Source organism: Sphingopyxis sp. H053 (assembly GCF_001468225.1).
Taxonomy (GTDB): domain Bacteria; phylum Pseudomonadota; class Alphaproteobacteria; order Sphingomonadales; family Sphingomonadaceae; genus Sphingopyxis.
This window is the reverse complement of the sequence record NZ_LNRU01000001.1, coordinates 411,630-431,662: the sequence shown is the minus strand read 5'-3', so window position 1 is coordinate 431,662 and position 20,033 is coordinate 411,630. Positions and strand designations below refer to the sequence as shown.

The window sequence follows — 20,033 nt, the reverse complement described above, 5'->3', positions numbered from 1 at the left end:
GCGCCGTCCGACGGGCTTTTTGGCAGGTCGAGGCATGGTCAAACCGCCGCTCGAAACCGAGCGTCGGGCGTGACGGGATGCACCCGTCGCGCCCATTTTGCTTTGCCCATGGCTTGCTCGCTAACGGTTCGAAGGATGCTGTGTCCTGCATCCGGCAGGCATGGCAGATCGGCCATTAAGACCAGCGGAACCAACCGCTTGGCCGGAACAAATGAAGTAAGGAAACACACATATGGCCACTACGGCTTTCCCGACGCGCGACGATTTCGCCGCGATGCTCGATGAATCGCTTGGTGGTGCCGACGGCGGCTTTGAAGGCCGCGTCGTCAAGGGCACCGTGACCGCGATTGAAAACGACCTGGCAGTGATCGACATCGGCCTGAAGAGCGAAGGCCGCGTGCCCCTTCGCGAATTCGCGATGCCGGGCCAGAAGGCCGACATCAATGTCGGTGACGAAGTCGAAGTCTATGTCGACCGCGTCGAAAACGCCAATGGCGAAACCATGCTGTCGCGCGACCGCGCTCGCCGCGAAGCCGCGTGGGACCGCCTGGAAGAAGAATTCAACAAGGAAGCCCGCGTCGAAGGCGTCATCTTCGGCCGCGTCAAGGGCGGCTTCACCGTCGACCTCGGCGGCGCCGTGGCGTTCCTTCCCGGTTCGCAGGTCGACATCCGCCCCGTGCGCGACGTCGGCCCGCTCATGGACCTGCCGCAGCCCTTCCAGATCCTCAAGATGGATCGCCGCCGCGGCAACATCGTCGTGTCGCGCCGCGCCATCCTCGAAGAAACGCGCGCCGAACAGCGCTCGGGCCTGATCCAGAACCTGGAAGAAGGTCAGATCATCGAAGGCGCCGTCAAGAACATCACCGATTATGGTGCGTTCGTCGACCTCGGCGGCATCGACGGCCTGCTCCATGTCACCGACATGAGCTACAAGCGCGTCAACCACCCGAGCGAAGTCATCAACATCGGTGACAATGTCCGCGTCCAGATCATCCGCATCAATCGCGACACGCAGCGCATCAGCCTCGGCATGAAGCAGCTCGAAAGCGATCCGTGGGAAGGCGTCGCCGCCAAATACCCCGTCGGCGCCAAGCTGTCGGGCACGGTCACGAACATCACCGACTATGGTGCGTTCGTCGAACTCGAAGCCGGCATCGAAGGTCTGGTCCACGTCAGCGAAATGTCGTGGGTCAAGAAGAACGTCCACCCGGGCAAGATCGTTTCGACGAGCCAGGAAGTCGACGTCATCGTCCTCGAAGTCGACAGCGACAAGCGCCGCATCTCGCTGGGTCTCAAGCAGGCTCAGTCGAACCCCTGGGGCGCGTTCGCCGAAACCCACCCCGTGGGCTCGGTCGTCGAAGGCGAAGTCAAGAACGCGACCGAATTCGGTCTGTTCGTCGGCCTGCCGGGCGACGTCGACGGCATGGTTCACATGTCGGACATCGCATGGGGCATCTCGGGCGAAGAAGCGCTGCACCTCCACCGCAAGGGCGAGGCCGTGCAGGTCGTGGTTCTCGACGTCGACGTCGAGAAGGAACGCATCAGCCTCGGCATCAAGCAGCTTGAAAAGGGTGCTCCGGCCGTTGGTGGCGGTGTCGCCGCTGCCGGTTCGGTGAAGAAGAACGACGTCATCACCGTCACCGTCCTCGAAGTCCGCGACAACGGCCTCGAAGTTCAGGCCGGCGACGATGGCGCGACCGGCTTCATCAAGCGCGCCGATCTTGGCCGCGACCGCGACGAACAGCGCGCCGAACGTTACCAGGTCGGCCAGAAGTTCGATGCGATGGTCATCGGCTTCGACCGTTCGAAAAAGCCGAACTTCTCGGTCAAGGCGATGCAGATCGCCGAAGAGAAGGAAGCCGTCGCGCAGTACGGCTCGTCGGACTCGGGTGCGTCGCTCGGCGACATCCTCGGCGAGGCGCTGAAGGCCGGCAAGAAGGATTAATTTCCTCCTTCCGCCGACAGGCGAAACAAAGGCCCGCAGAGTGTCCCTCTGCGGGCCTTTTTCGTGTCGCGATATATTTTGATCAAACAAGGATTCGTGATACCTTCTCCGCGCGTTGGGAGGGGTCTCACGCACAATGAGCCGGCAACGACCGGGACCCGCTTCGGCGGGGAATGCGTGACTGTATATATTAGGGGAAGCACATGATCCGGTCAGAACTGGTTCAAAAGATCGCGAGCGAAAACAGCGATTTGCGGCTCGAGGAAGTCGAGCGCATCGTCGACACTTTCTTCGATTCCATCGTCGAACAGCTCGCCTCGGGCGGGCGTGTCGAACTGCGTGGCTTCGGCGCCTTCTCCACCCGGTCGCGCGAATCGCGCACCGGTCGCAATCCCCGAACGGGCGCGGCGGTCGACGTGAAGGCGAAAAACGTGCCCTATTTCAAACCGGGCAAGGAAATGCGCGAACGGTTGAACGGCTAAAACCGGGCGCCGCGCCGCGGCGCCGGTCCAGCGATCACCATCAGTTCTTGAGCCGGTATCCGGTGCGGAACATCCAGAAAATGACGCCCAGGCACAGCGCCAGGAACAGCGTCACCGCGCCCATGCTAACCTCGATCCCGACATCGCCCTTGCCGAAGAAGGTCCAGCGGAAGCCACTGATCAGATAGACGACGGGGTTGAACAGGGTCACCGTCCGCCACGCCGCGGGCAGCATGTCGAGCGAATAGAAAGCGCCGCCCAAAAAGGTCAACGGATAGATGACGAGCATCGGGATGACCTGCAGCTGCTCGAAACTCTGCGCCCAGATGCCGATGATGAAGCCGAACAGGCAGAAGGTCACCGCCATCAGGATCATGAACGCCGCCATCAACAGCGGGTGCGCGACCTGCACGTCGACGAACAGGTGCGCGGTCGCGAAAATGATCGACCCGATGACCACCGACTTGGTCGCGGCCGCGCCAACATAGGCGATCACCGTTTCGAGCGGCGACAGCGGCGCCGACAGCATTTCGTAAATCGTCCCCGTCCATTTGGGCATATAGATGCCGAACGAGGCGTTGCTGATGCTTTCGGTGAACATCGTCAGCATCATCAGCCCGGGCACGATGAACGCGCCATAGGGGACGTTGCTGACCTCGGTCATCCGGCTGCCGATCGCCGATCCGAAAACGACGAAATAGAGCGCGGTGGTGATCACCGGCAGCATCAGGCTGGTCCAGAAGGTGCGCCCAAAGCGCGCCATTTCAAAGGCGTAGATCGCGCGCACGCCGCGCCAGTTCGCGGTCATGCGGCTTCTCCCTTTGCGCCGTTCGATTCATGCACCAACCCGACGAAAATATCCTCGAGCGAGCTTTGGCGCGTGTGCAGGTCCTTGAACTGGACCCCGATGTCGGTCATCCGCCGCAGCAGCGAGGGCACGCCCGTCGCCTCGGCCTGGCTGTCGAATTCGTACACGAGCTCGTGCCCATCGCCCGCGAGCGCAAGCTTCCAGTCGGCAAGTTCGGCGGGCACCGCCTCCAGTTGTTCGGCCAGATTGAGCGTCAGCGTCTTGCGCCCCAGCTTCTTGATCAGCGCGTCCTTTTGCTCGACCAGGATCAACCGCCCGCCGGTGATCACCCCGACGCGGTCGGCCATTTCCTCGGCCTCCTCGATATAATGGGTGGTGAGGATGATCGTGACGCCGCGCTCGCGAAGGCCGCGCACCATGTTCCACATGTCGCGGCGCAGCTCGACGTCGACGCCTGCGGTCGGCTCGTCGAGGAAGAGGATCTCGGGTTCGTGGCTGAGCGCCTTGGCGATCATCACGCGGCGCTTCATGCCGCCCGACAATTCCATGATCTTCGAATCGCGCTTGTCCCAGAGCGACAGGTCGCGCAGCAGCTGCTCGATAAACGCGGGGTTGCGCGGCTTGCCGAACAGCCCGCGCGAGAAACTCACCGTCGCCATCACCGTTTCGAACGCATCGGTGTGCAATTCCTGCGGCACCAGCCCGATCATCGTCCGCGCCGCGCGATAGCCCTGCGCATGGTCGTGCCCGCCGACGGTCACCGTCCCCGTAGTCGCGGTCACGATGCCACAGACGATGCTGATCAGCGTCGTCTTGCCCGCGCCGTTCGGCCCGAGCAGCGCGAAAATCTCGCCCTTGTTGATCGTAAGGTCGACGTCGCTCAACGCCTTGTGACCGCTCTTATAAGTTTTTCCGAGGCCGGAAATTTCGAGAACTGGAGTCATGGCAGGCGGTCTAGCCGAGCCGCCCGGCGACGGGAAGCGGCAAACATCGCTTGACCTCCATGAACCCATCGGCTTGACCCTCCGGATCATGCGGACGTGGCGAAATCGGTAGACGCAGCAGACTTAAAATCTGCCATCCTCTGGGTATGCGGGTTCAAGTCCCGCCGTCCGCACCAGCCTTGCAGGATATCAGAATGCCCGACGCACAATCACCGGCCACCAGCAAGATTCGGCAAATGTGGCGGGCGGCGATATTCGCGTTGACCGCGCTAGGGCTCGCGGTTCCGGCGGCTGCCGAAGAGGTTGATTGCAAGGTCGGCGCCTATCGCCTGCCCGACGGCGGGACGGTCGACATTGCGACCTCGACCGCAGGCGCGCTCCGCTGGCGCAATCTCGACGGAACAAGCGGGAAACTCGTCCAGACCGGCGATATCTGGGTCAGCAGCACCGGCTGGACCGACCGCCCCGATGGCCTGCAAGTGCGGTTCGGCGATTGCGCTTCGGGTAGGATGCAGTTCGGCAACCGCGTCGCAACGCGGATAAAGCTGGAGACGCGTGACACCAGCTTCACCAGCCACGGCACGCGCCTCGTCGGCCGCCTCGTGCTGCCGGCTGGCAACAAGCCCGTCCCGATCGTCGTCCTGCTCCACGGCGCCGAACCCGATTCGGCGCGCGATACCAACGCGCTCCAACGCATGCTCCCCGCCGCGGGCATCGGCGCCTTCGTCTATGACAAGCGCGGCACCGGCGCATCGGGCGACAAATATACCCAGGTCTTTTCATTGCTCGCCGACGACGCGGCCGCCGCGCTCGCCGAGGCGCGTCGCATGGCCGGCCCACGCGGCGCGCGTTTCGGTTTCCAGGGGCCGAGCCAGGGCGGCTGGATCGCGCCGCTCGCGGCAACGCGCACTACGGTCGATTTCCTCATCGTCAGCTTCGGTCTCGCCGTCTCGGTCGCCGACGAGGATCGCGAGGCGATCGCGTTCCAGATGGGTCTCAAAGGCTATGGCCCCGACGTCATCGCCAAGGCGCAGGAAATCAGCGCCGCCGTGACGCGCGTGTTCGAAAGTGTCGTGGCAGGTGGAGCAGTCGACGGGCTCGACGAACTGGATTTGGTGCGGGCACGCTATCGAAACGAGCCATGGTACAAGGACGTCTATGGCAATTATACGCACATCGTCCTCGGCATGACGGCTGAGGAAATAAGGGCGAAGGCACCGGCATACGCCTTCGGCACGCCCATCCACTACGATCCGATGCCGACGCTCCGCGCGGTGACCGTCCCGCAGCTCTGGGCGCTCGGCGGACAAGATATCGACGCACCGGCCGGCGAAACCGCGCGGCGGGTCACCGGGCTCATCGATGCCGGCAAGCCAATCACCCTCGCCGTCTTTCCGAAGGCCGAGCACGGAATGACCGAATTCGAGCCCGCGCCCGACGGCAGCCGGATTTCGACCCGCTACACGCCGGGCTATTTCCAGCTGCTGATCGACTATGCAAAGGGCGGCAAACTCGCGGACGCCTATGGCAACGCCGAAATCACCCGTCCCACAGCGGCGAATTGAGTTCGCCGATCGCCCGGATGCCCACTTCCGGTTTTGCCCGGCATCATTATGATGGCCGCCGATGCCGCTAAAAACAGACATATCGACGTTCGGGACGAAAGCACGCCTGCACAGGATCATCGCCGGCCTCGCGATCCTGTCGCTCACGAGTTGTGGCCTGTTCGGCGAGCGCGGCCCGGTAAGGATTGCCGCGATGGGCTCGCTCAATCCCGCGGCGACTCCGCTCAACGGCGAACTCTCGTCCGCCAACGCGGCGCTGCTTAACGCGACCTCGCAAGGGCTCGTCAGCTATGACGGCGAGGGTCAGATCGACACCGGGCTCGCCGATCGCTGGACCGTGACCACCGACGGGCGCAGCTATATTTTCCGCCTGCGCGAAGCCAAATGGACCAACGGGCGCAAGGTCACCGCCGAGGATGTCGCCGCGATCCTGCGCTCCTATCTGGCGCCAGCCAGCCGTCACGTCCTGAAAAACGATTTCCCCGAGATCGAGACGATCAAGGCGATGACCGACACCGTGATCGAAATCCGCCTTTCGGTGCCGCAGCCCGCGATCCTCGAACTGCTCGCGCAGCCCTCGATGGCGATCGTCAACAAGGGCATGGGCTGGGGACCGATGCGCGCGCGCAGGATCGGGCGTGCGGTGCTGCTCTCGCCCGTCCCCGACCCGCTCGCCGAAGACCCCGAGGCCGCCGAAGCCGCCGCGAACGACCCCGCCGCGTCGATCGAGCTGGTCGGCACATCACCCGCGGGCGCGCTCGCGCGATTCAAGAACGGCTATGCCGATGGCGTCATCGGCGGGCGTTTTTCGACCCTGCCCTATTTCGCGGCGTCGAACATCGGCCGTTCGCGCCTGGTCGTCGATCCCGTCCCCGGCCTGTTCGGCCTGTCGTTCGTCCGCGCCGAGGGTTTCCTCGCGATCGACGCCAACCGCGACGCACTCGTCCGCGCGATCCGGCGCGAGCGGCTGATCGAGGCGTTCGGGCTCTCCGAATGGCAGCCGCAGGTCACGCTCCGCCCGTCGCTCTACGCGCGCGACGGCGGCCCCGCGCCGCTCGTCCCCACTTGGGCCGAATATGACGAGGCGTCGCGCCTCGCGCAGGCGAAGCGCGCCGTCGACGCCTGGCGCGCCGCCGGACGCGAGATCGAACCGCTGCGCATCGCCGTCCCCGACACCCCCGGCGGGCGCATCCTCTTCGCTTACGTCTCGGCCGATTTCAAAGCGATCGGCGTGCCGAGCCAGCGCGTCCCGATGGCGTCGGCCGCCGACCTCCGCCTGATCGACGAAATCGCGCCGAACGACGATGCGCTGTGGGCGCTCCGCCGCCTCTCGTGCCGCCGCGACACGCTCTGCAACCGCGAGGCGCAGGAGCTGATCGACCAGGCGACGGCCAATATCGACGCCGGCCAGCGCCGGGTGCAGGTGAGCGAGGCCGAGGCGGTGCTCGCCCGCTATGCCCCCTTCATTCCGCTCGCGACGCCGCTCCGCTGGTCGGTCGCGTCGCAGCGCCTGACCGGGCTGCGTGCCAACGGCCGCGCACAGCACCCATTGAATCATCTGATCGCCTTACCTAACTAATACAGTGGCGCTGCACCTTCGAGCGCTTGTGAAAGGACCCCGATGGCCCCTTCGACGCCGCCCAATCCCGACGCGATCTTCGACGCGCTGATTTCCAATCGGAACGATCCCGCGGCGCTCCGCAAGCGCGTCGAGACGCTCGAAATCCTACTCGAACGCAGCTTTATCATCCCCGGTATCAACCGCCCGGTCGGCCTCGACGCGATCGTCGGCCTCGTCCCCGTCGTCGGCGACGTCATCGCCGCGACGATGGGCGCCTACCTCATCTGGGAAGCGCGCAACCTCGGCATGCCGAAGTGGAAGATCTGGCGCATGGTCGGCAATCTCGGCGTCGACACCGCGCTCGGCGCCGTTCCGCTCGTCGGCGACGCGTTCGACTTCTTCTTCCGCTCGAACACGCGCAACCTTCGGATCATCAAGAAGCATCTCGACAAGCATCACCCGGGCACGATCATCATCGATCAATAGGCGCTGCGCCTCCTTCCCTTGGGGTGTCTAATGCTGCTAGCACAGCGCCTCCACACCCCAGGGGAGACTTTCCGAATGATCCGCGCCAGCCTTGCCGCGCTTGCCCTCAGCTGTTCGATCACCGCCGTCGCCACCGCCGCGCCGCAAGACGAGGATCCCTACCTCTGGCTCGAGGATATCGAAGGCTCGAAAGCGCTGGGTTGGGTCAAAAAGGAAAATGCGGCAACCGACAAGCTGATCACCGCCCGCCCGGGTTTCGAGGCCGACCGCAAGCGCGCGCGCGAAATCCTCGACGACGACCGGCAGATCGCCGAGCCCGGCGAGGTCATGGGCGAAACCATCACCAATTTCTGGCGCGACGCGAACAATCCGCGTGGAATCTGGCGCCAGAGCCCGCTCGACGCTTACCTTGCCGGCAAGCCCGTCTGGACAACGCTGATCGACGTCGACGCGCTTGGCAAGGCCGAGAAGCAGAGCTGGGTCTGGCACGGCGCCGACTGCCTCGCGCCAGATTACAAACGCTGCCTTGTCTCGCTGAGCCCCGGCGGCACCGACGCCGACATCGTCCGCGAATGGGACCGCACGACCAAAAGCTTCGTGGGCGACGGTTTCACCCTGCCGCAGGCGAAGAGCAGCGTGACGTGGGAAAATGCCGACACCCTGCTCGTCGCGACCGACTATGGCGCGGGCAGCATGACCGCGTCGGGCTATCCGCGCATCGTCAAGCGCTGGAAACGCGGCACGCCGCTAGCGTCGGCCGAAACCGTTGCCGAAGGCGAAACCGAGGACGTCGGCATGAACGTCTTCGCCTTCACCGACGGCGACAAGCGCTGGCCGATGATCAGCCGCGGCAAGACCTTCTACACCGCCGACATCAAGCTGCCGAACGCCGACGGGTCGCGCTATATCTCGTCAATCGTCCCCGACACCGCCAGCGTGCGCGACGTCGTCGACGGCCAGCTGATCATCTTCCTCAACAAGGATTGGGCGAATATCCCCGCGGGCTCGCTCGCCTCGCTGTCGCTCGCCGATATGTCGGCCGACCGGCAGGTGCCGATCGTCACCGCGATGACCCCGACGAAGGCGCAGGCGATCGAGAATGTCTCGGCGACCGACAATATCCTGTGGGTGAAGGCGCTCGACGATGTCGAAGGCAAGCTGTTCGCGCTCCGCCGCGACCCGAAGACCGGCCAGTGGAGCCAGAAGGAGGTTCCGCTCGCCGCGAACGCCACCGTCACCATCGCCGGCACCGTGGGCAAACGCGACATCGTCCTCGCATCGGCCGAAACGATGCTGATGCCCCCGACGCTCTACGCCGTGTCCGAAGGCAAGGCGCCGCAGGCCGTGCAGAGCCTGCCCGCGACCTTCGACGCGAAGGACATGACCGTCGAAAAGCGCTTCGCAACGTCGAAGGACGGCACGAAAATCCCCTATTTCCTCGCGCGCAAGAAGGGCTCGACCGGCCCCGTCCCCGCGCTCGTCCACGCCTATGGCGGCTTCCGCGCCGCGCAGACGCCGGGCTATCTCACCGGCCAGCCCTACCGCGCCGGCCCGCTCGGCCTCTTCTGGGTCGAGGACGGCAACGCCTATGTCCTTGCGGGCATCCGCGGCGGCGGCGAATATGGCCCCGCCTGGCATCAGGCGGCGCTGCGCGAAAAGCGGCAGGCGAGCTTCGACGATCTCCACGCGGTCGCCGAGGATCTGGTGAAAACCGGGGTCAGCGCGAAGGGCGAGATCGCGATCTCGGGCCGCTCGAACGGCGGCGTGCTCGTCGGCGCGGCGATGACGCAGCGTCCCGACCTCTACGGCGCGGTGATCTCGGGCTCACCGATCAAGGATATGTGGCGTTACGACAAGATGCTCGCGGGCGCGTCATGGGTCGCCGAATATGGCGATCCCGACGTGCCAGGGGATTGGGCGTTCCTGTCGAAATATTCGCCGTATCAGAACATCCGCAAGGGCGTAAAATATCCGCCGATCTTCCTCTATCTTTCGACCAAGGACGACCGCGTCCACCCCGGCCACGCGCGCAAATATGCCGCGCGGCTGATGGAAAACGGCAACCGCGTCTATTATCACGAATATATCGAGGGCGGCCATTCGGTCGGCGCCGATCACGCCGAGGATGCGGTGCGCGCCGCGATGCTCCACGGCTTCCTGCTGCGCGAACTGGTGGAGAAGAAATAGCTCGGCTCAACACCCAAGTCCGTTTGTGCTGAGCTTGTCGAAGCACCGTTCTTCTTCTGGCAACGTCAAAAGAGAGAACGGCCCTTCGACAAGCTCAGGGCGAACGGATCGGGGTTGGCGCCCGTTGCGCTAGCGTATCTGCCGTTTCTCGAGCTTCCGCGCGAGCGTGCGCCGGTGCATCCCGAGCCGGCGCGCGGTCTCCGAAATGTTGAAATCGGTCTCGACCAAAACCTGGTGGATATGCTCCCACTCGACGGTCTTGATCGACGACTGGCGGTCGCCCACCGGCGTTTCGGCATTGCCTTCGCTGCGGTCGAACGCCGCCTCGATGTCGTCGGTGTTCGAGGGCTTGGCGAGATAATAGGAGGCGCCGAGCTTGATCGCCTCGACCGCGGTGGCGATGCTCGCAAAGCCCGTGAGCACGACGATCCGCATCTCCGGGTCGAGCGCGCGCAGCGTCTGCACGCACGCGAGTCCCGATGCGCCGCCGAGCTTGAGGTCGACGACCGCATAGCCCGGCCGGAACGTCGTGAGCAGCGTGTCCATCTCCTCGGGGCTGTGCGCGGCCTCTACCGCATAGCCGCGCCGCTCGAACGAGCGTTTCAGCGTGCGGGCGAAGGCGTCGTCGTCCTCGACGATCAGCAATTGGCGCGTCTCGGTCATGCCTTGTCTCCACCGGGCGGGGCGAGCGCCGAAATCGGCAGGAACATCCGCACCAGCGCGCCGCCCGCATCGCGATTGGCGACGCTGGCGCCGCCGCCGAGCTTGCGCAGCACATTAACGAGCAAGAACAGGCCAAGCCCGCCACCGGGCCGTCCCTTGGTCGAACGATAGGGCTGGCCGAAATTCTCCAACATCTCCGGACTGAAGCCCGGGCCGCGGTCGGCGATCTCGATCACCAGCATGTCGCCGTCACGCGACGTCGTGAAGCTTGTCCAGTCGGGCGACACCTCGGCCGCATTGTCGAGCACGTTGCCGATCACCTGCCGCAGCGCGGGGTCCGACACGATCGCGACGTCGGCACCGAAGCGATCGTTGAATTCGACCGTGCCGGGGCGGCGCACCGCGCGGGTGTGCGCGACGATCTCGTTGAACGAGGCGCGCATCGTCGTCAATTGCGGCGCCTCGCCGCGCGCCTCGCCCGCCGACATCAAAATGCCGCTGACGATCGCCTTGCAGCGCTGCACCGCGGCGTCCATGTCGGCGAGATCCTCCTGCATCTCGCGATCCTTTGCGAGCCGCGGCGCCGCCTTCCAGTCGCCGATCAGCACCGACAGTGTCGACAGCGGCGTCCCGAGCTCATGCGCCGCGCCCGACGCGAGCAGCCCCATGCGCACAATATGGTCCTCCTCCGCCGCGCGCTGGCGGCTCGTCGCGAGCGCCGCATCGCTGTCGCGCAAATTGCGGTTGATCCGCGTGACGAAGGCGACGAACAGCACCGCGATGAGCAGGAAGCAGACGAAGCTGCCTTTCAGATACAGCCCCATCGGATCGGCGGCATAGGCGGGCGGCAGCACGAGCGGCGTCGGATCGACCCGCAGCGCCGCGAGCGCGGCAAGCGCCGCGACGACGATCGCCCACGACGAGCGCGGGGTGAGCAGGATCGCGCCGATCACGACCTGCAGCAGGAACAGCGAGGCGAAGGGGTTGGCGAGCCCGCCGCTGTGGTGGAGCTGCCACCCGAGCGCCGCGACGTCGAACAGCAGCACCGCGGTCAGCTCGGCATTGGTCACCGCGCGGCCGCGGCGGAGCAACGCGATGCTCGCGAAGTTGATCGCGATCAGCACCATGATCGCGGCGAGCAGCGGCGCGTGCGGCAGCGCGATCCCCATCGGCCCGCTGACGATGCCGATCGTCGCAAGCTGCCCCCCGACCGCAATCCAGCGCAGCTGGATCAGCAGCGTCATGTTGCGGCGACCGGCGGGCGCCCTCGAAGGCGTGGTCGGCGGGATGGTCGGGCGGGTCATCAATCGCGAATACGCCACAGCCGCCACGCAAAAAAGAGGCTGAGCGCACAAAGCGCAAACCAGGTCAGCGCATAGACCAGATGATTGTCGGGAAAGCGTACGACGGTGAGCCCGCCGACCGGATAGCCGCCGGGATTGGGCCTGGCATCGGCGTCGACGAAATAGGGGGCGGCGCCCTGCAATCCCCTCGCCTTTGCGATCGCCGCGACATCGCGCGAAAACCAGCGGTCGGCGGCGGGATCGTTTGAGCGCAGGAAGGCGCCCTCGGGCTCGGTGATGCGCAGCAGCCCGGTGACCGTCACCGACCCCGCGACATTGCCCGCCGCGCGCGCCGCCGCATCGCGCCGATCCTTCGGCACGAAGCCGCGATTGACGAGCAACGTGAACCCCGGCGTTTCAAGCGGGGTCAGCACCCAGAAGCCGGGACCACGATCGGTCACCGCCTGCACCAGCGTCTCGCGATCATGGCGGAACTGCCCGGTCGCGGTCACGCGAAGATAAGCGTCATTCTTCGCATCGACGGCATCCCACGCACTCGGCCACGGCGCCGCGACGGGCGCCGCATGGATGCGCGCCTCGACCGCCGCGACCAACTCATGCTTCCACACGCGCCGTTCGAGCTGCCAGACGCCGAGCGCCGCGAGGGCCACGGCCGCGATCAGCGCCGCCGCGGCAAAGGCCGCGCGGCGGGTGCGTGTCACGGCACCTGGCCCGTCGTCGTGCCCACCGTCTGACTCGTCGGTTCGTGCGGCATCGGCATCATATTGGTGTTGAGGTGGTGCATCACCCACAGCGAGCCCGCGAGCATGATCACGACGACGATCACCGTGAAGATCAGCGAGGTCAGCGACCAGCCGCCCTCGGCCTTTGGCGTCATATGGAGGAAGAAGACCATGTGGACGACGATCTGCACCACCGCAAAGCCCATGATGATCGCGCCCGTCGCCCCCGCGCTCAATGGCATCGTCATCACCAGCCAGAAGGGGATCGCGGTCAGGATCACCGACAGGACAAAGCCGATGACATAGTCGCGCATCGATGCGTGCGGCATCTCGATCTCGTGATGGCCGTGCGCGGCGTGAGGATCGTGGCTCATCGCAGCACTCCCATCAGATAGACAAAGGTGAAGACGCCGATCCACACGACGTCGAGGAAGTGCCAGAACATGCTGAGGCACATCACGCGGCGCTTGTTCGCGGCGATCAGGCCGTGCTTCGACAGCTGAAACATCAGCGTGACGAGCCAGATGATGCCAAAGGTGACGTGCAGCCCGTGCGTGCCGACGAGCGTGAAGAAGCTCGACAGGAAGGCGCTGCGCTGCGGCGTCGCGCCGATCTCTATCAGATGGTGGAATTCGTAAAGCTCGATCCCGAGGAAGGCGAGCCCGAACAGCGCTGTGACCGCAAGCCAGATCTGCACGCCCTTCACCTTGCCCTGCTGCATCTGCAGCACCGCAAAACCATAGGTGATCGACGAGAAGAGCAGCATCGCGGTGTTGAGCGCGATGAGCTTCAGGTCGAACAGATCCTTCGGCGCCGGGCCCGCGGCATAGCTGCCGCCGAGCACGGCATAGCAGGCAAACAGGATCGCAAAGATGAGGCAGTCGCTCATCAGATAAATCCAGAAGCCCAGCATCGTGCTGTGCCCCTCGGGATGCGCATGCTCGTCGAGGTCGTAGAACTGGACGGGCGCGTCGGCGGTTATCGTCTTGGCACTCATCGCATCAGGCTCCGGCCGCCAGCTGGCGGGTCCGCGCTTCCTCGACCGCGGTGACCGTCGCCGCCGGGATGTCGAAATCGCGCTTGTAGTTGAAGGTGTGATAGATCGCGCCGACGATCGTCGCGGCAAAGCTCAGCGCGACGAGCCACCAGATGTGCCAGACCAGCGCAAAGCCCATGACGAGGCAGAAGCCCGACAGGATCATCCCCGTCCCGGTGTTGCTCGGCATATGGATGTCGCGATAGCCATCGACCGGGCGCTGATGCCCGCGCGTCTTCATGTCGTACCACGCGTCGAGGTCGTGGATGACGGGCGTGAAGGCGAAATTATAGTCGGGCGGCGGCGAGCTGGTCGCCCATTCGAGCGTGCGGCCGTCCCACGGATCTCCGCCGGTTTCGTCGCGCAGCTCCTTGCGGCGCCAGATGCTCACGGCGAACTGGACCAGCATCGCGCCGATACCCGCGGCGACGATCAGCGCGCCGATGCCTGCGATCACGAACCAGATTTGCAGGCTCGGGTCGTCGAACACGCGCATGCGCCGCGTCACGCCCATCAGGCCGAGGATATAGAGCGGCGTGAAGGCGACCCAGAAGCCGACCACCCAGCACCAGAAGCTGATCTTGCCCCAGAACACGTCGAGCTTGTAGCCGAATGCCTTGGGCCACCAGTAGTTGATCGCCGCGAACAGGCCGAACAGCACGCCGCCGATGATCACATTGTGGAAATGCGCGATCAGGAACAGCGAGTTGTGGAGCACAAAGTCGGCGGGCGGCACCGCGAGCAGCACCCCGGTCATGCCGCCGATGACGAAGGTCAGCATGAAGGCGACCGTCCACATCATCGGCAATTCGAAGCGGATGCGGCCGCGGTACATGGTGAACAGCCAGTTGAAGAGCTTGGCCCCCGTCGGGATCGAAATCACCATCGTCGTGATGCCGAAGAAGCTGTTGACGCTCGCCCCCGATCCCATGGTGAAGAAATGGTGCAGCCACACGAGATACGACAGGATCGTGATGCAGATCGTCGCATAGACCATCGAGGTATAGCCGAAGAGCCTTTTGCCCGAGAAGGTCGAGGTGACTTCGGAAAAGACGCCGAACAGCGGCAGCACGAGGATATAGACCTCGGGGTGCCCCCAGATCCAGATCAGGTTCACATACATCATCGGCGACCCGCCGAGGTCGTTGGTGAAGAAATTGGTGCCGACATAGCGGTCGAGCGTGAGCAGCACGAGCGTCGCGGTCAGGATCGGGAAGCTCGCGACGATCAGAATGTTCGCGCAGAGCGAGGTCCAGGTGAAGACGGGCATCTTCATCAGCCCCATGCCCGGCGCGCGCAGCTTCAGGATCGTGACGATCAGGTTGATGCCCGACAGGGTGGTGCCGACGCCGGCTATCTGTAAGCCCCAGATATAATAGTCGACGCCGACATTGGGGCTGTAAGCGATCCCCGACAAGGGCGGATAGGCGAGCCAGCCCGTCTGTGCATATTCGCCGATAAACAGCGAGACCATCGTCAGCACCGCGCCCGCGGTCGTCATCCAGAAACTGAAATTGTTGAGGAAGGGGAAGCTGACGTCGCGCGCGCCGATCTGCAGCGGCACGACATAGTTCATCAGCCCGGTGATGAACGGCATCGCGACGAAGAAGATCATGATCACGCCGTGCGCGGTGAACACCTGGTCATAATGATGCGGGGTGAGGTATCCCTCCGACCCGCCGAACGCCATCGCCTGCTGCAGCCGCATCATGATCGCATCGGCAAAGCCGCGCAGGAACATGATAAGCCCCAGGATCATATACATGATCCCGATGCGCTTGTGATCGACCGTCGTGAACCACTCGGTCCACAAATAGCCCCAGAGGCGGAACTTGGTGATCAGGCCGAGCACGGCGATGCCGCCAAGGACGACGCCGATGAAGGTGATGACAAGGATCGGCTCGTGCAGCGGCAGCGCCTCAAGCGACAGCTTGCCAAGGATCGGACCGGTTTCGGGTGCGGGATGCGGGATGGTCATGGGATCTCGGCTCGTTCAGGACAGCGGGCGGTCGGCGGCGGGCGCGCGCAGCGCGGTGCGTTCGGGCTTGGAAGGATGGGGAAGCCCCTCGCCTTTCAGCATCGCCGGTGCGACCGGCTTCGCGTCGGGGCGGTCGTTCGACATCACCGGCGAGCTGCAAGCGGCCGCGACATAACGCATGCTCCAGCGTGCGGCGTCGACCGTACCGCGCGCGGCGAACTTGTCATAGGTGACCTGCCGGACATTGCCGATACCCGCGATGCCCGCGCCGCCCGCGGCGTCGAGCGACATCATGTCGTGCATGCACATCTTGCCGGGCTCAACGCACATGTTGACGACCGCGTCGAACAATTGCGGATCGCTCGCGGCGAAGCGGCGGACGGGCTCCTTGTGCGTCGGCTTTTCGAGCTTCAAATAGGTATCGCGGCTGAGATCGCCTTCGGCCGAAGCCTTGGCGGTCGCGACCCATTTGTCGAACTCGCCCGCGGGCAGGCTCTTCACCGCGAAGCGCATGTTCGAAAAGCCCCAGCCCGAATAATTGGCCGAAAAGCCCTCAAACTCGCCGGTCTTGTCGAAAACGCCGTGCAGCTTGGTTTCCATGCCCGGCATCGCGTAAATCTGCCCCGCGAGCGCGGGCACGTAAAAGCTGTTCATCACCGACGAGGAGGAGATGCGGAACCGGATCGGCCGGTCGACCGGCAGTGCCAGCTCGTTCACCGTCGCGACGCCCTGTTCGGGGTAGATGAACAGCCATTTCCAGTCGAGCGCGACGACCTGCACGTCGAGCGGCTTCACCTCCGCCGCGACGGGCTTGCCCGGCGCCGTCCGCGCGAGCGGGCGGTACGGATCGAGCAGGTGCGTCGCGACCCACGTCACCGCGCCGAGGCAGATGATGATCAGGAGCGGCGCCGACCAGATGACCAGCTCGAGCTGCGTCGAATGGTCCCAGTCGGGCTTGTACGTCGCCTCCTTGTTCGACGCGCGATACTTCCACGCGAAGAAAATCGTCAGCGCCATCACCGGCACGATGATCAGCAGCATCAGCACGGTCGACAGGACGATCAGATCGCCCTGCTGGCGCGCGACGTCGCCGGCGGGATCGAGCACGACCAGCCCGCAGCCCGACAACAAAGGCAGCGCGGCGAGCAGCGGCAAGAGCCGCAATCGGGCGGGAAAACGGGGGAGATTGCTTGGCATGATGCGCGCCTAGGCCTCCTTTGTTGCACTGCACATAGGACATTTTGTCCAATCCCGCGACCGCTCATGATCGCGCAGGGGCATTTTCATTCGGGGTAATTTTGCCCTATGACCGACTCGTGCCGCCGCATCCTGTCCTGCGGAGGGCGCCAGCTCAAGGATTGTTACCATGGCTGCCGATACCGTGCCCACCACCGAGGTCGAACGCGACGCCCGCGCCCTCCACGAAGACGGCGGCCACCGCATCGACCCCGCCGAGATCGCGATCGGCGTCATCATCGGCCGCACCTCCGAATTCTTCGACTTCTTCGTTTATGCGATCGCGTCGGTGCTGGTGTTCCCGAAGCTCGTCTTTCCGCACCTCGACCCGCTGACGGGCACGCTCTGGTCGTTCGCGATCTTCGCGCTCGCCTTCGTCGCGCGCCCGGTCGGCACGATCATCTTCACCGCGATCGACCGCGCCTATGGCCGCGGCGCCAAGCTCACCATCGCGCTCTTCCTGCTCGGCGGCTCGACCGCGGCGATCGCCTTCGTCCCCAGCTATGAATCGGTCGGCATCGGCGCCGCGCTGTTGCTCGCGCTGTTCCGCATGGGTCAGGGCGTCGCGCTCGGCGGTTCGTGGGACGGCCTCGCCTCGCTGCTCGCGCTCAACGCGCCCGAGAACAAGCGCGGCTGGTACGCGATGATCCCGCAGCTCGGCGCGCCGCTCGGCCTGATCGTCGCCAGCCTGCTCTTCATGTTCCTGATCGCGGCGCTGCCCGCCGAGGATTTCCTGGCGTGGGGCTGGCGCTATCCCTTCTTCGTCGCCTTCGCGATCAACGTCGTCGCGCTCTTCGCGCGGCTGCGCATCGTCGTGACCCCCGAATATGCCGAATTGTTCGAGAACCGCGCGCTCCAGCCGGCGCCGCTTCTCGAAACGGTGCGGTCGGAATGGAAGACGATCGTCATCGGCACCTTCGCGCCGCTCGCCAGCTTCGCGATGTTCCACATGGTCACCGTCTATCCGCTGTCTTGGGTGTTCCTGTTCACCGACGAAAGCCCGGTCCGATTCCTGATGATCGAGGCGATCGCCGCGGTCGTCGGCATCGGGACGATCATCGCCTCGGGCGCGCTCGCCGACCGCTTCGGCCGCCGCACGCTGCTCGCGGCCACCGCCGCCGCCATCGCGGCGTTCAGCGGCTTCGCGCCGCAGCTGCTCGACGCCGGCGAAATCGGCGAAGCGACCTTCATGATCCTCGGCTTCGCGCTGCTCGGCCTCTCCTTCGGCCAGTCGTCGGGCGCACTCTCGTCGAACTTCCAGCCGCGCCACCGCTACACCGGCTCGGCCTTCACCTCCGACCTCGCCTGGCTGTTCGGCGCCGGTTTCGCGCCGATGGTTGCGCTCTGGCTCTCCAGCCAGTTCGGGCTGATCGCCGCGGGCGCCTATCTGCTCTCGGGCGCGATCGGGACGCTCGTCGCACTCTGGCTCAACCGCGAACTCGCCAGCACGATCGGCTAACCCGCGCACCGCATGGAGTTCAGGGCGAAGATCGAACGCAAAGGGATCAATCCCTATGTGCTCGTCAGCGCCGCGCGGGCGCGGCGGATCAACGCCGGCTGGAAAAGCCCCTGCCCGTCCTCGTCCAGGTGAACGGCCAGCCCGACCCGGCATGGCGGGTTAACATGATGCCGGCGGGCGACGGGAGCTTTTACCTCTATCTCGACGGCGTCGTTCGCAAGGCGTCGGGCGCCGATGTCGGCGACACGGTCGACGTGTCGCTTGCCTTCGACCCCGCCTATCGCAGCGGCCCGCAAGACGAGATGCTCCCCGAATTCGCGGCGCGCCTTGATGAAGACGCCGGGGCCAAGGCCAGATGGGACGGCCTCCAGCCGAGTCTCCAGAAGGAAATCCTGCGTTACCTCGCCAATCTGAAATCGGACGCGGCACGGCAGCGCAACATCGACCGTGCCATCGGCGTCCTCGGCGGCGCGAAAGCGCGTTTCCTCGCGCGCGACTGGAACTGAGCGACGCGTCCCGCACGGCGACATCGCCGATGATATAATGCCCGGTCTATCGAGGATCGACCGATCCGATGTCCACTGGGAGGTGCTTGGCCTCTGCAAATATGCAGGTGACCTCCCCGCCTCAGTCGCACGATACGGGCAATCCCGCGAGAAGCGGTGCGTAGGCAGCGAGCCTTCGGGATATGAACTCGGTGAAAAGCCGCACGCGCTTGGCCTTGCACGTCTCGAACATCTTTCTAAAATGAAATGAAATTATTTAAGTTGTCATATAACTTATAACTGGTAATGTGAGTCGGGTATGGCGCATCAAGCGCTGGCGGCGGGAGAATGGGCGCGTGAGGCAGGGCGGAACCGACGCTGTGCACGACGAGCGGTTGGCGCTTCGCAAGCGGCGGCCGTCGCTGGTCGACGCCGCGTGCGAACATATCCGCGCAAGCATCCTGTCCGGCGCACACTGGCCCGGCTCGCAGCTTCCTACCGAGGCGGAATTCGTCGATGTGCTGGGCGTGAGCCGAACGGTGGTCCGCGAAGCGGTCGCCCGCCTCGCCGCCGCGGGATTGGTCGAGGCCCGCCAGGGCAAAGGTCTCTTCGTCAGCGAGACCGCGCGCTATCAGGCATTCCAGATCACCCGCGAAGAGGTCGAAAATCTCAGCGACGTGATCCAGTTGCTCGAGCTGCGGCTCAGCGTCGAAACCGAGATGGCCGCGCTGGCCGCCGAACGGCGCAGCGAGGTCGATGTGATGAGCATGCGCCAGCAGCTCAAGATCCTTGGCGAAGCGGCGATCGGCCTCGACGATTCGGTCAAGGCCGATGTCGAGTTCCACAATGTCATCGCGCGGGCCAGCAAGAACACCTATTACGCCAAGCTGATCGATTTTCTCGGCGTCCGCCTCGTCCCGCCGCGTTCGCTCTATCTGCGCCAGGGGCAAAGCTATGTCGGCGCGCGGTACAAGGCGGTGATCAGCGAAGAGCATGAGGCGATCCTTGACGCCATCATCCGCCGCGATCCCGACGCCGCACGGGTGGCGGCGCGGAGCCACATGAGCAGCAGCCTCAAACGGCACCGCGATCTGCAAGACTTTATGTCCTCCCACAGCCCGACGGGCTGAACCACACCAACAGCAATGACCTGAAGGCCAACTCAGGCACCG

At 64.9% G+C, this 20,033-nt stretch carries 18 protein-coding genes and 1 tRNA gene; 10 read left to right on the top strand and 9 right to left on the bottom strand.

Going from position 1 to position 20,033, the window contains the following annotated elements; all coding sequences use genetic code 11:
• The first annotated feature begins 232 nt into the window (after positions 1–232).
• Together rpsA and ATE70_RS01940 are read left to right on the top strand one after the other, a co-directional pair.
• Complete coding sequence (gene rpsA / locus ATE70_RS01945; RefSeq protein ID WP_058536263.1) at positions 233–1,945, top strand: 30S ribosomal protein S1; 1,713 nt, start codon at positions 233–235, stop codon at positions 1,943–1,945.
• Positions 1,946–2,148: 203 nt separating this feature from the next.
• The gene (locus tag ATE70_RS01940; protein ID WP_058536262.1) at positions 2,149–2,427 is read left to right on the top strand and encodes an integration host factor subunit beta; all 279 of its coding nucleotides are present in this window, start codon (positions 2,149–2,151) and stop codon (positions 2,425–2,427) included.
• A 40-nt stretch (positions 2,428–2,467) separates the two neighbouring features.
• Here the strand turns inward: ATE70_RS01940 and ATE70_RS01935 are convergent, their stop codons facing one another.
• Both ATE70_RS01935 and ATE70_RS01930 read right to left on the bottom strand, forming a co-directional pair.
• Positions 2,468–3,235, bottom strand: a complete 768-nt coding sequence (locus ATE70_RS01935; protein WP_058536261.1) for an ABC transporter permease — start codon at positions 3,233–3,235, stop codon at positions 2,468–2,470.
• Positions 3,232–4,179 carry an ABC transporter ATP-binding protein gene (locus ATE70_RS01930; protein ID WP_058536260.1) on the bottom strand — a complete coding sequence of 316 codons (948 nt, stop codon included), beginning with the start codon at positions 4,177–4,179 and terminating at the stop codon, positions 3,232–3,234. Before ATE70_RS01930 ends, ATE70_RS01935 begins: the two co-directional genes overlap by 4 nt.
• 90 nt (positions 4,180–4,269) lie before the next feature.
• Between ATE70_RS01930 and ATE70_RS01925 the strand changes: the two genes are divergently transcribed.
• From ATE70_RS01925 to ATE70_RS01905, 5 genes are all read left to right on the top strand, one after another.
• Positions 4,270–4,355 (top strand) — tRNA-Leu (locus tag ATE70_RS01925).
• A gap of 18 nt (positions 4,356–4,373) precedes the next feature.
• The gene (locus ATE70_RS01920) at positions 4,374–5,744 is read left to right on the top strand and encodes an alpha/beta hydrolase family protein (protein ID WP_058536259.1); all 1,371 of its coding nucleotides are present in this window, start codon (positions 4,374–4,376) and stop codon (positions 5,742–5,744) included.
• 61 nt (positions 5,745–5,805) lie between these two features.
• Entirely contained in the window at positions 5,806–7,323 is a 1,518-nt protein-coding gene (locus ATE70_RS01915; RefSeq protein WP_082639297.1) for an ABC transporter substrate-binding protein, read from the top strand.
• A 42-nt stretch (positions 7,324–7,365) separates the two neighbouring features.
• On the top strand, positions 7,366–7,791 hold the full coding sequence (locus ATE70_RS01910; RefSeq protein WP_197411351.1) for a DUF4112 domain-containing protein: 426 nt from the start codon (positions 7,366–7,368) through the stop codon (positions 7,789–7,791).
• Positions 7,792–7,866: 75 nt separating this feature from the next.
• A complete protein-coding gene (locus tag ATE70_RS01905) occupies positions 7,867–9,978 on the top strand; it encodes a prolyl oligopeptidase family serine peptidase (RefSeq protein ID WP_058536258.1) in 2,112 nt (703 codons plus the stop codon).
• 129 nt (positions 9,979–10,107) lie between these two features.
• On the opposite strand, the gene ATE70_RS01900 is transcribed toward ATE70_RS01905, so the two are convergent.
• From ATE70_RS01900 to cyoA, 7 genes are read right to left on the bottom strand one after another with little or no spacing between them, the layout of a single operon-like run.
• Positions 10,108–10,641, bottom strand: a complete 534-nt coding sequence (locus ATE70_RS01900) for a response regulator transcription factor (protein WP_058536257.1) — start codon at positions 10,639–10,641, stop codon at positions 10,108–10,110.
• Complete coding sequence (locus ATE70_RS01895) at positions 10,638–11,945, bottom strand: ATP-binding protein (protein ID WP_058536256.1); 1,308 nt, start codon at positions 11,943–11,945, stop codon at positions 10,638–10,640. Before ATE70_RS01895 ends, ATE70_RS01900 begins: the two co-directional genes overlap by 4 nt.
• Positions 11,945–12,646, bottom strand: coding sequence for an SURF1 family protein (locus ATE70_RS01890; RefSeq protein WP_058536255.1), 702 nt, complete (start codon positions 12,644–12,646; stop codon positions 11,945–11,947). The genes ATE70_RS01895 and ATE70_RS01890 overlap by 1 nt, the downstream gene beginning before the upstream one ends.
• Complete coding sequence (cyoD, locus tag ATE70_RS01885; RefSeq protein WP_058536254.1) at positions 12,643–13,041, bottom strand: cytochrome o ubiquinol oxidase subunit IV; 399 nt, start codon at positions 13,039–13,041, stop codon at positions 12,643–12,645. The genes ATE70_RS01890 and cyoD overlap by 4 nt, the downstream gene beginning before the upstream one ends.
• Positions 13,038–13,664, bottom strand: coding sequence for a cytochrome o ubiquinol oxidase subunit III (gene cyoC, locus ATE70_RS01880; protein WP_058536253.1), 627 nt, complete (start codon positions 13,662–13,664; stop codon positions 13,038–13,040). The genes cyoD and cyoC overlap by 4 nt, the downstream gene beginning before the upstream one ends.
• Positions 13,665–13,668: 4 nt before the next feature.
• Entirely contained in the window at positions 13,669–15,681 is a 2,013-nt protein-coding gene (gene cyoB, locus ATE70_RS01875; RefSeq protein WP_058536252.1) for a cytochrome o ubiquinol oxidase subunit I, read from the bottom strand.
• A 15-nt stretch (positions 15,682–15,696) separates the two neighbouring features.
• Complete coding sequence (gene cyoA, locus ATE70_RS01870; protein WP_058536251.1) at positions 15,697–16,878, bottom strand: ubiquinol oxidase subunit II; 1,182 nt, start codon at positions 16,876–16,878, stop codon at positions 15,697–15,699.
• A 169-nt stretch (positions 16,879–17,047) separates the two neighbouring features.
• Between cyoA and ATE70_RS01865 the strand changes: the two genes are divergently transcribed.
• From ATE70_RS01865 to ATE70_RS01855, 3 genes are all read left to right on the top strand, one after another.
• Positions 17,048–18,376 carry an MFS transporter gene (locus ATE70_RS01865; protein ID WP_156419582.1) on the top strand — a complete coding sequence of 443 codons (1,329 nt, stop codon included), beginning with the start codon at positions 17,048–17,050 and terminating at the stop codon, positions 18,374–18,376.
• The gene (locus ATE70_RS25585; protein WP_269433251.1) at positions 18,262–18,882 is read left to right on the top strand and encodes a YdeI/OmpD-associated family protein; all 621 of its coding nucleotides are present in this window, start codon (positions 18,262–18,264) and stop codon (positions 18,880–18,882) included. Before ATE70_RS01865 ends, ATE70_RS25585 begins: the two co-directional genes overlap by 115 nt.
• A gap of 335 nt (positions 18,883–19,217) precedes the next feature.
• The gene (locus tag ATE70_RS01855; RefSeq protein ID WP_231732552.1) at positions 19,218–19,991 is read left to right on the top strand and encodes a FadR/GntR family transcriptional regulator; all 774 of its coding nucleotides are present in this window, start codon (positions 19,218–19,220) and stop codon (positions 19,989–19,991) included.
• Positions 19,992–20,033 lie beyond the last annotated feature (42 nt).

Bases quoted from the DNA above. Each gene is read 5' to 3' on its own strand.
- rpsA (WP_058536263.1), top strand. From the start codon at position 233: ATGGCCACTACGGCTTTCCCGACGCGCGACGATTTCGCCGCGATGCTC.
- ATE70_RS01940 (WP_058536262.1), top strand. From the start codon at position 2,149: ATGATCCGGTCAGAACTGGTTCAAAAGATCGCGAGCGAAAACAGCGAT.
- ATE70_RS01935 (WP_058536261.1), bottom strand. From the start codon at position 3,235: ATGACCGCGAACTGGCGCGGCGTGCGCGCGATCTACGCCTTTGAAATG.
- ATE70_RS01930 (WP_058536260.1), bottom strand. From the start codon at position 4,179: ATGACTCCAGTTCTCGAAATTTCCGGCCTCGGAAAAACTTATAAGAGC.
- ATE70_RS01920 (WP_058536259.1), top strand. From the start codon at position 4,374: ATGCCCGACGCACAATCACCGGCCACCAGCAAGATTCGGCAAATGTGG.
- ATE70_RS01915 (WP_082639297.1), top strand. From the start codon at position 5,806: ATGCCGCTAAAAACAGACATATCGACGTTCGGGACGAAAGCACGCCTG.
- ATE70_RS01910 (WP_197411351.1), top strand. From the start codon at position 7,366: ATGGCCCCTTCGACGCCGCCCAATCCCGACGCGATCTTCGACGCGCTG.
- ATE70_RS01905 (WP_058536258.1), top strand. From the start codon at position 7,867: ATGATCCGCGCCAGCCTTGCCGCGCTTGCCCTCAGCTGTTCGATCACC.
- ATE70_RS01900 (WP_058536257.1), bottom strand. From the start codon at position 10,641: ATGACCGAGACGCGCCAATTGCTGATCGTCGAGGACGACGACGCCTTC.
- ATE70_RS01895 (WP_058536256.1), bottom strand. From the start codon at position 11,945: ATGACCCGCCCGACCATCCCGCCGACCACGCCTTCGAGGGCGCCCGCC.
- cyoD (WP_058536254.1), bottom strand. From the start codon at position 13,041: ATGAGCCACGATCCTCACGCCGCGCACGGCCATCACGAGATCGAGATG.
- cyoC (WP_058536253.1), bottom strand. From the start codon at position 13,664: ATGAGTGCCAAGACGATAACCGCCGACGCGCCCGTCCAGTTCTACGAC.
- cyoB (WP_058536252.1), bottom strand. From the start codon at position 15,681: ATGACCATCCCGCATCCCGCACCCGAAACCGGTCCGATCCTTGGCAAG.
- cyoA (WP_058536251.1), bottom strand. From the start codon at position 16,878: ATGCCAAGCAATCTCCCCCGTTTTCCCGCCCGATTGCGGCTCTTGCCG.
- ATE70_RS01865 (WP_156419582.1), top strand. From the start codon at position 17,048: ATGGCTGCCGATACCGTGCCCACCACCGAGGTCGAACGCGACGCCCGC.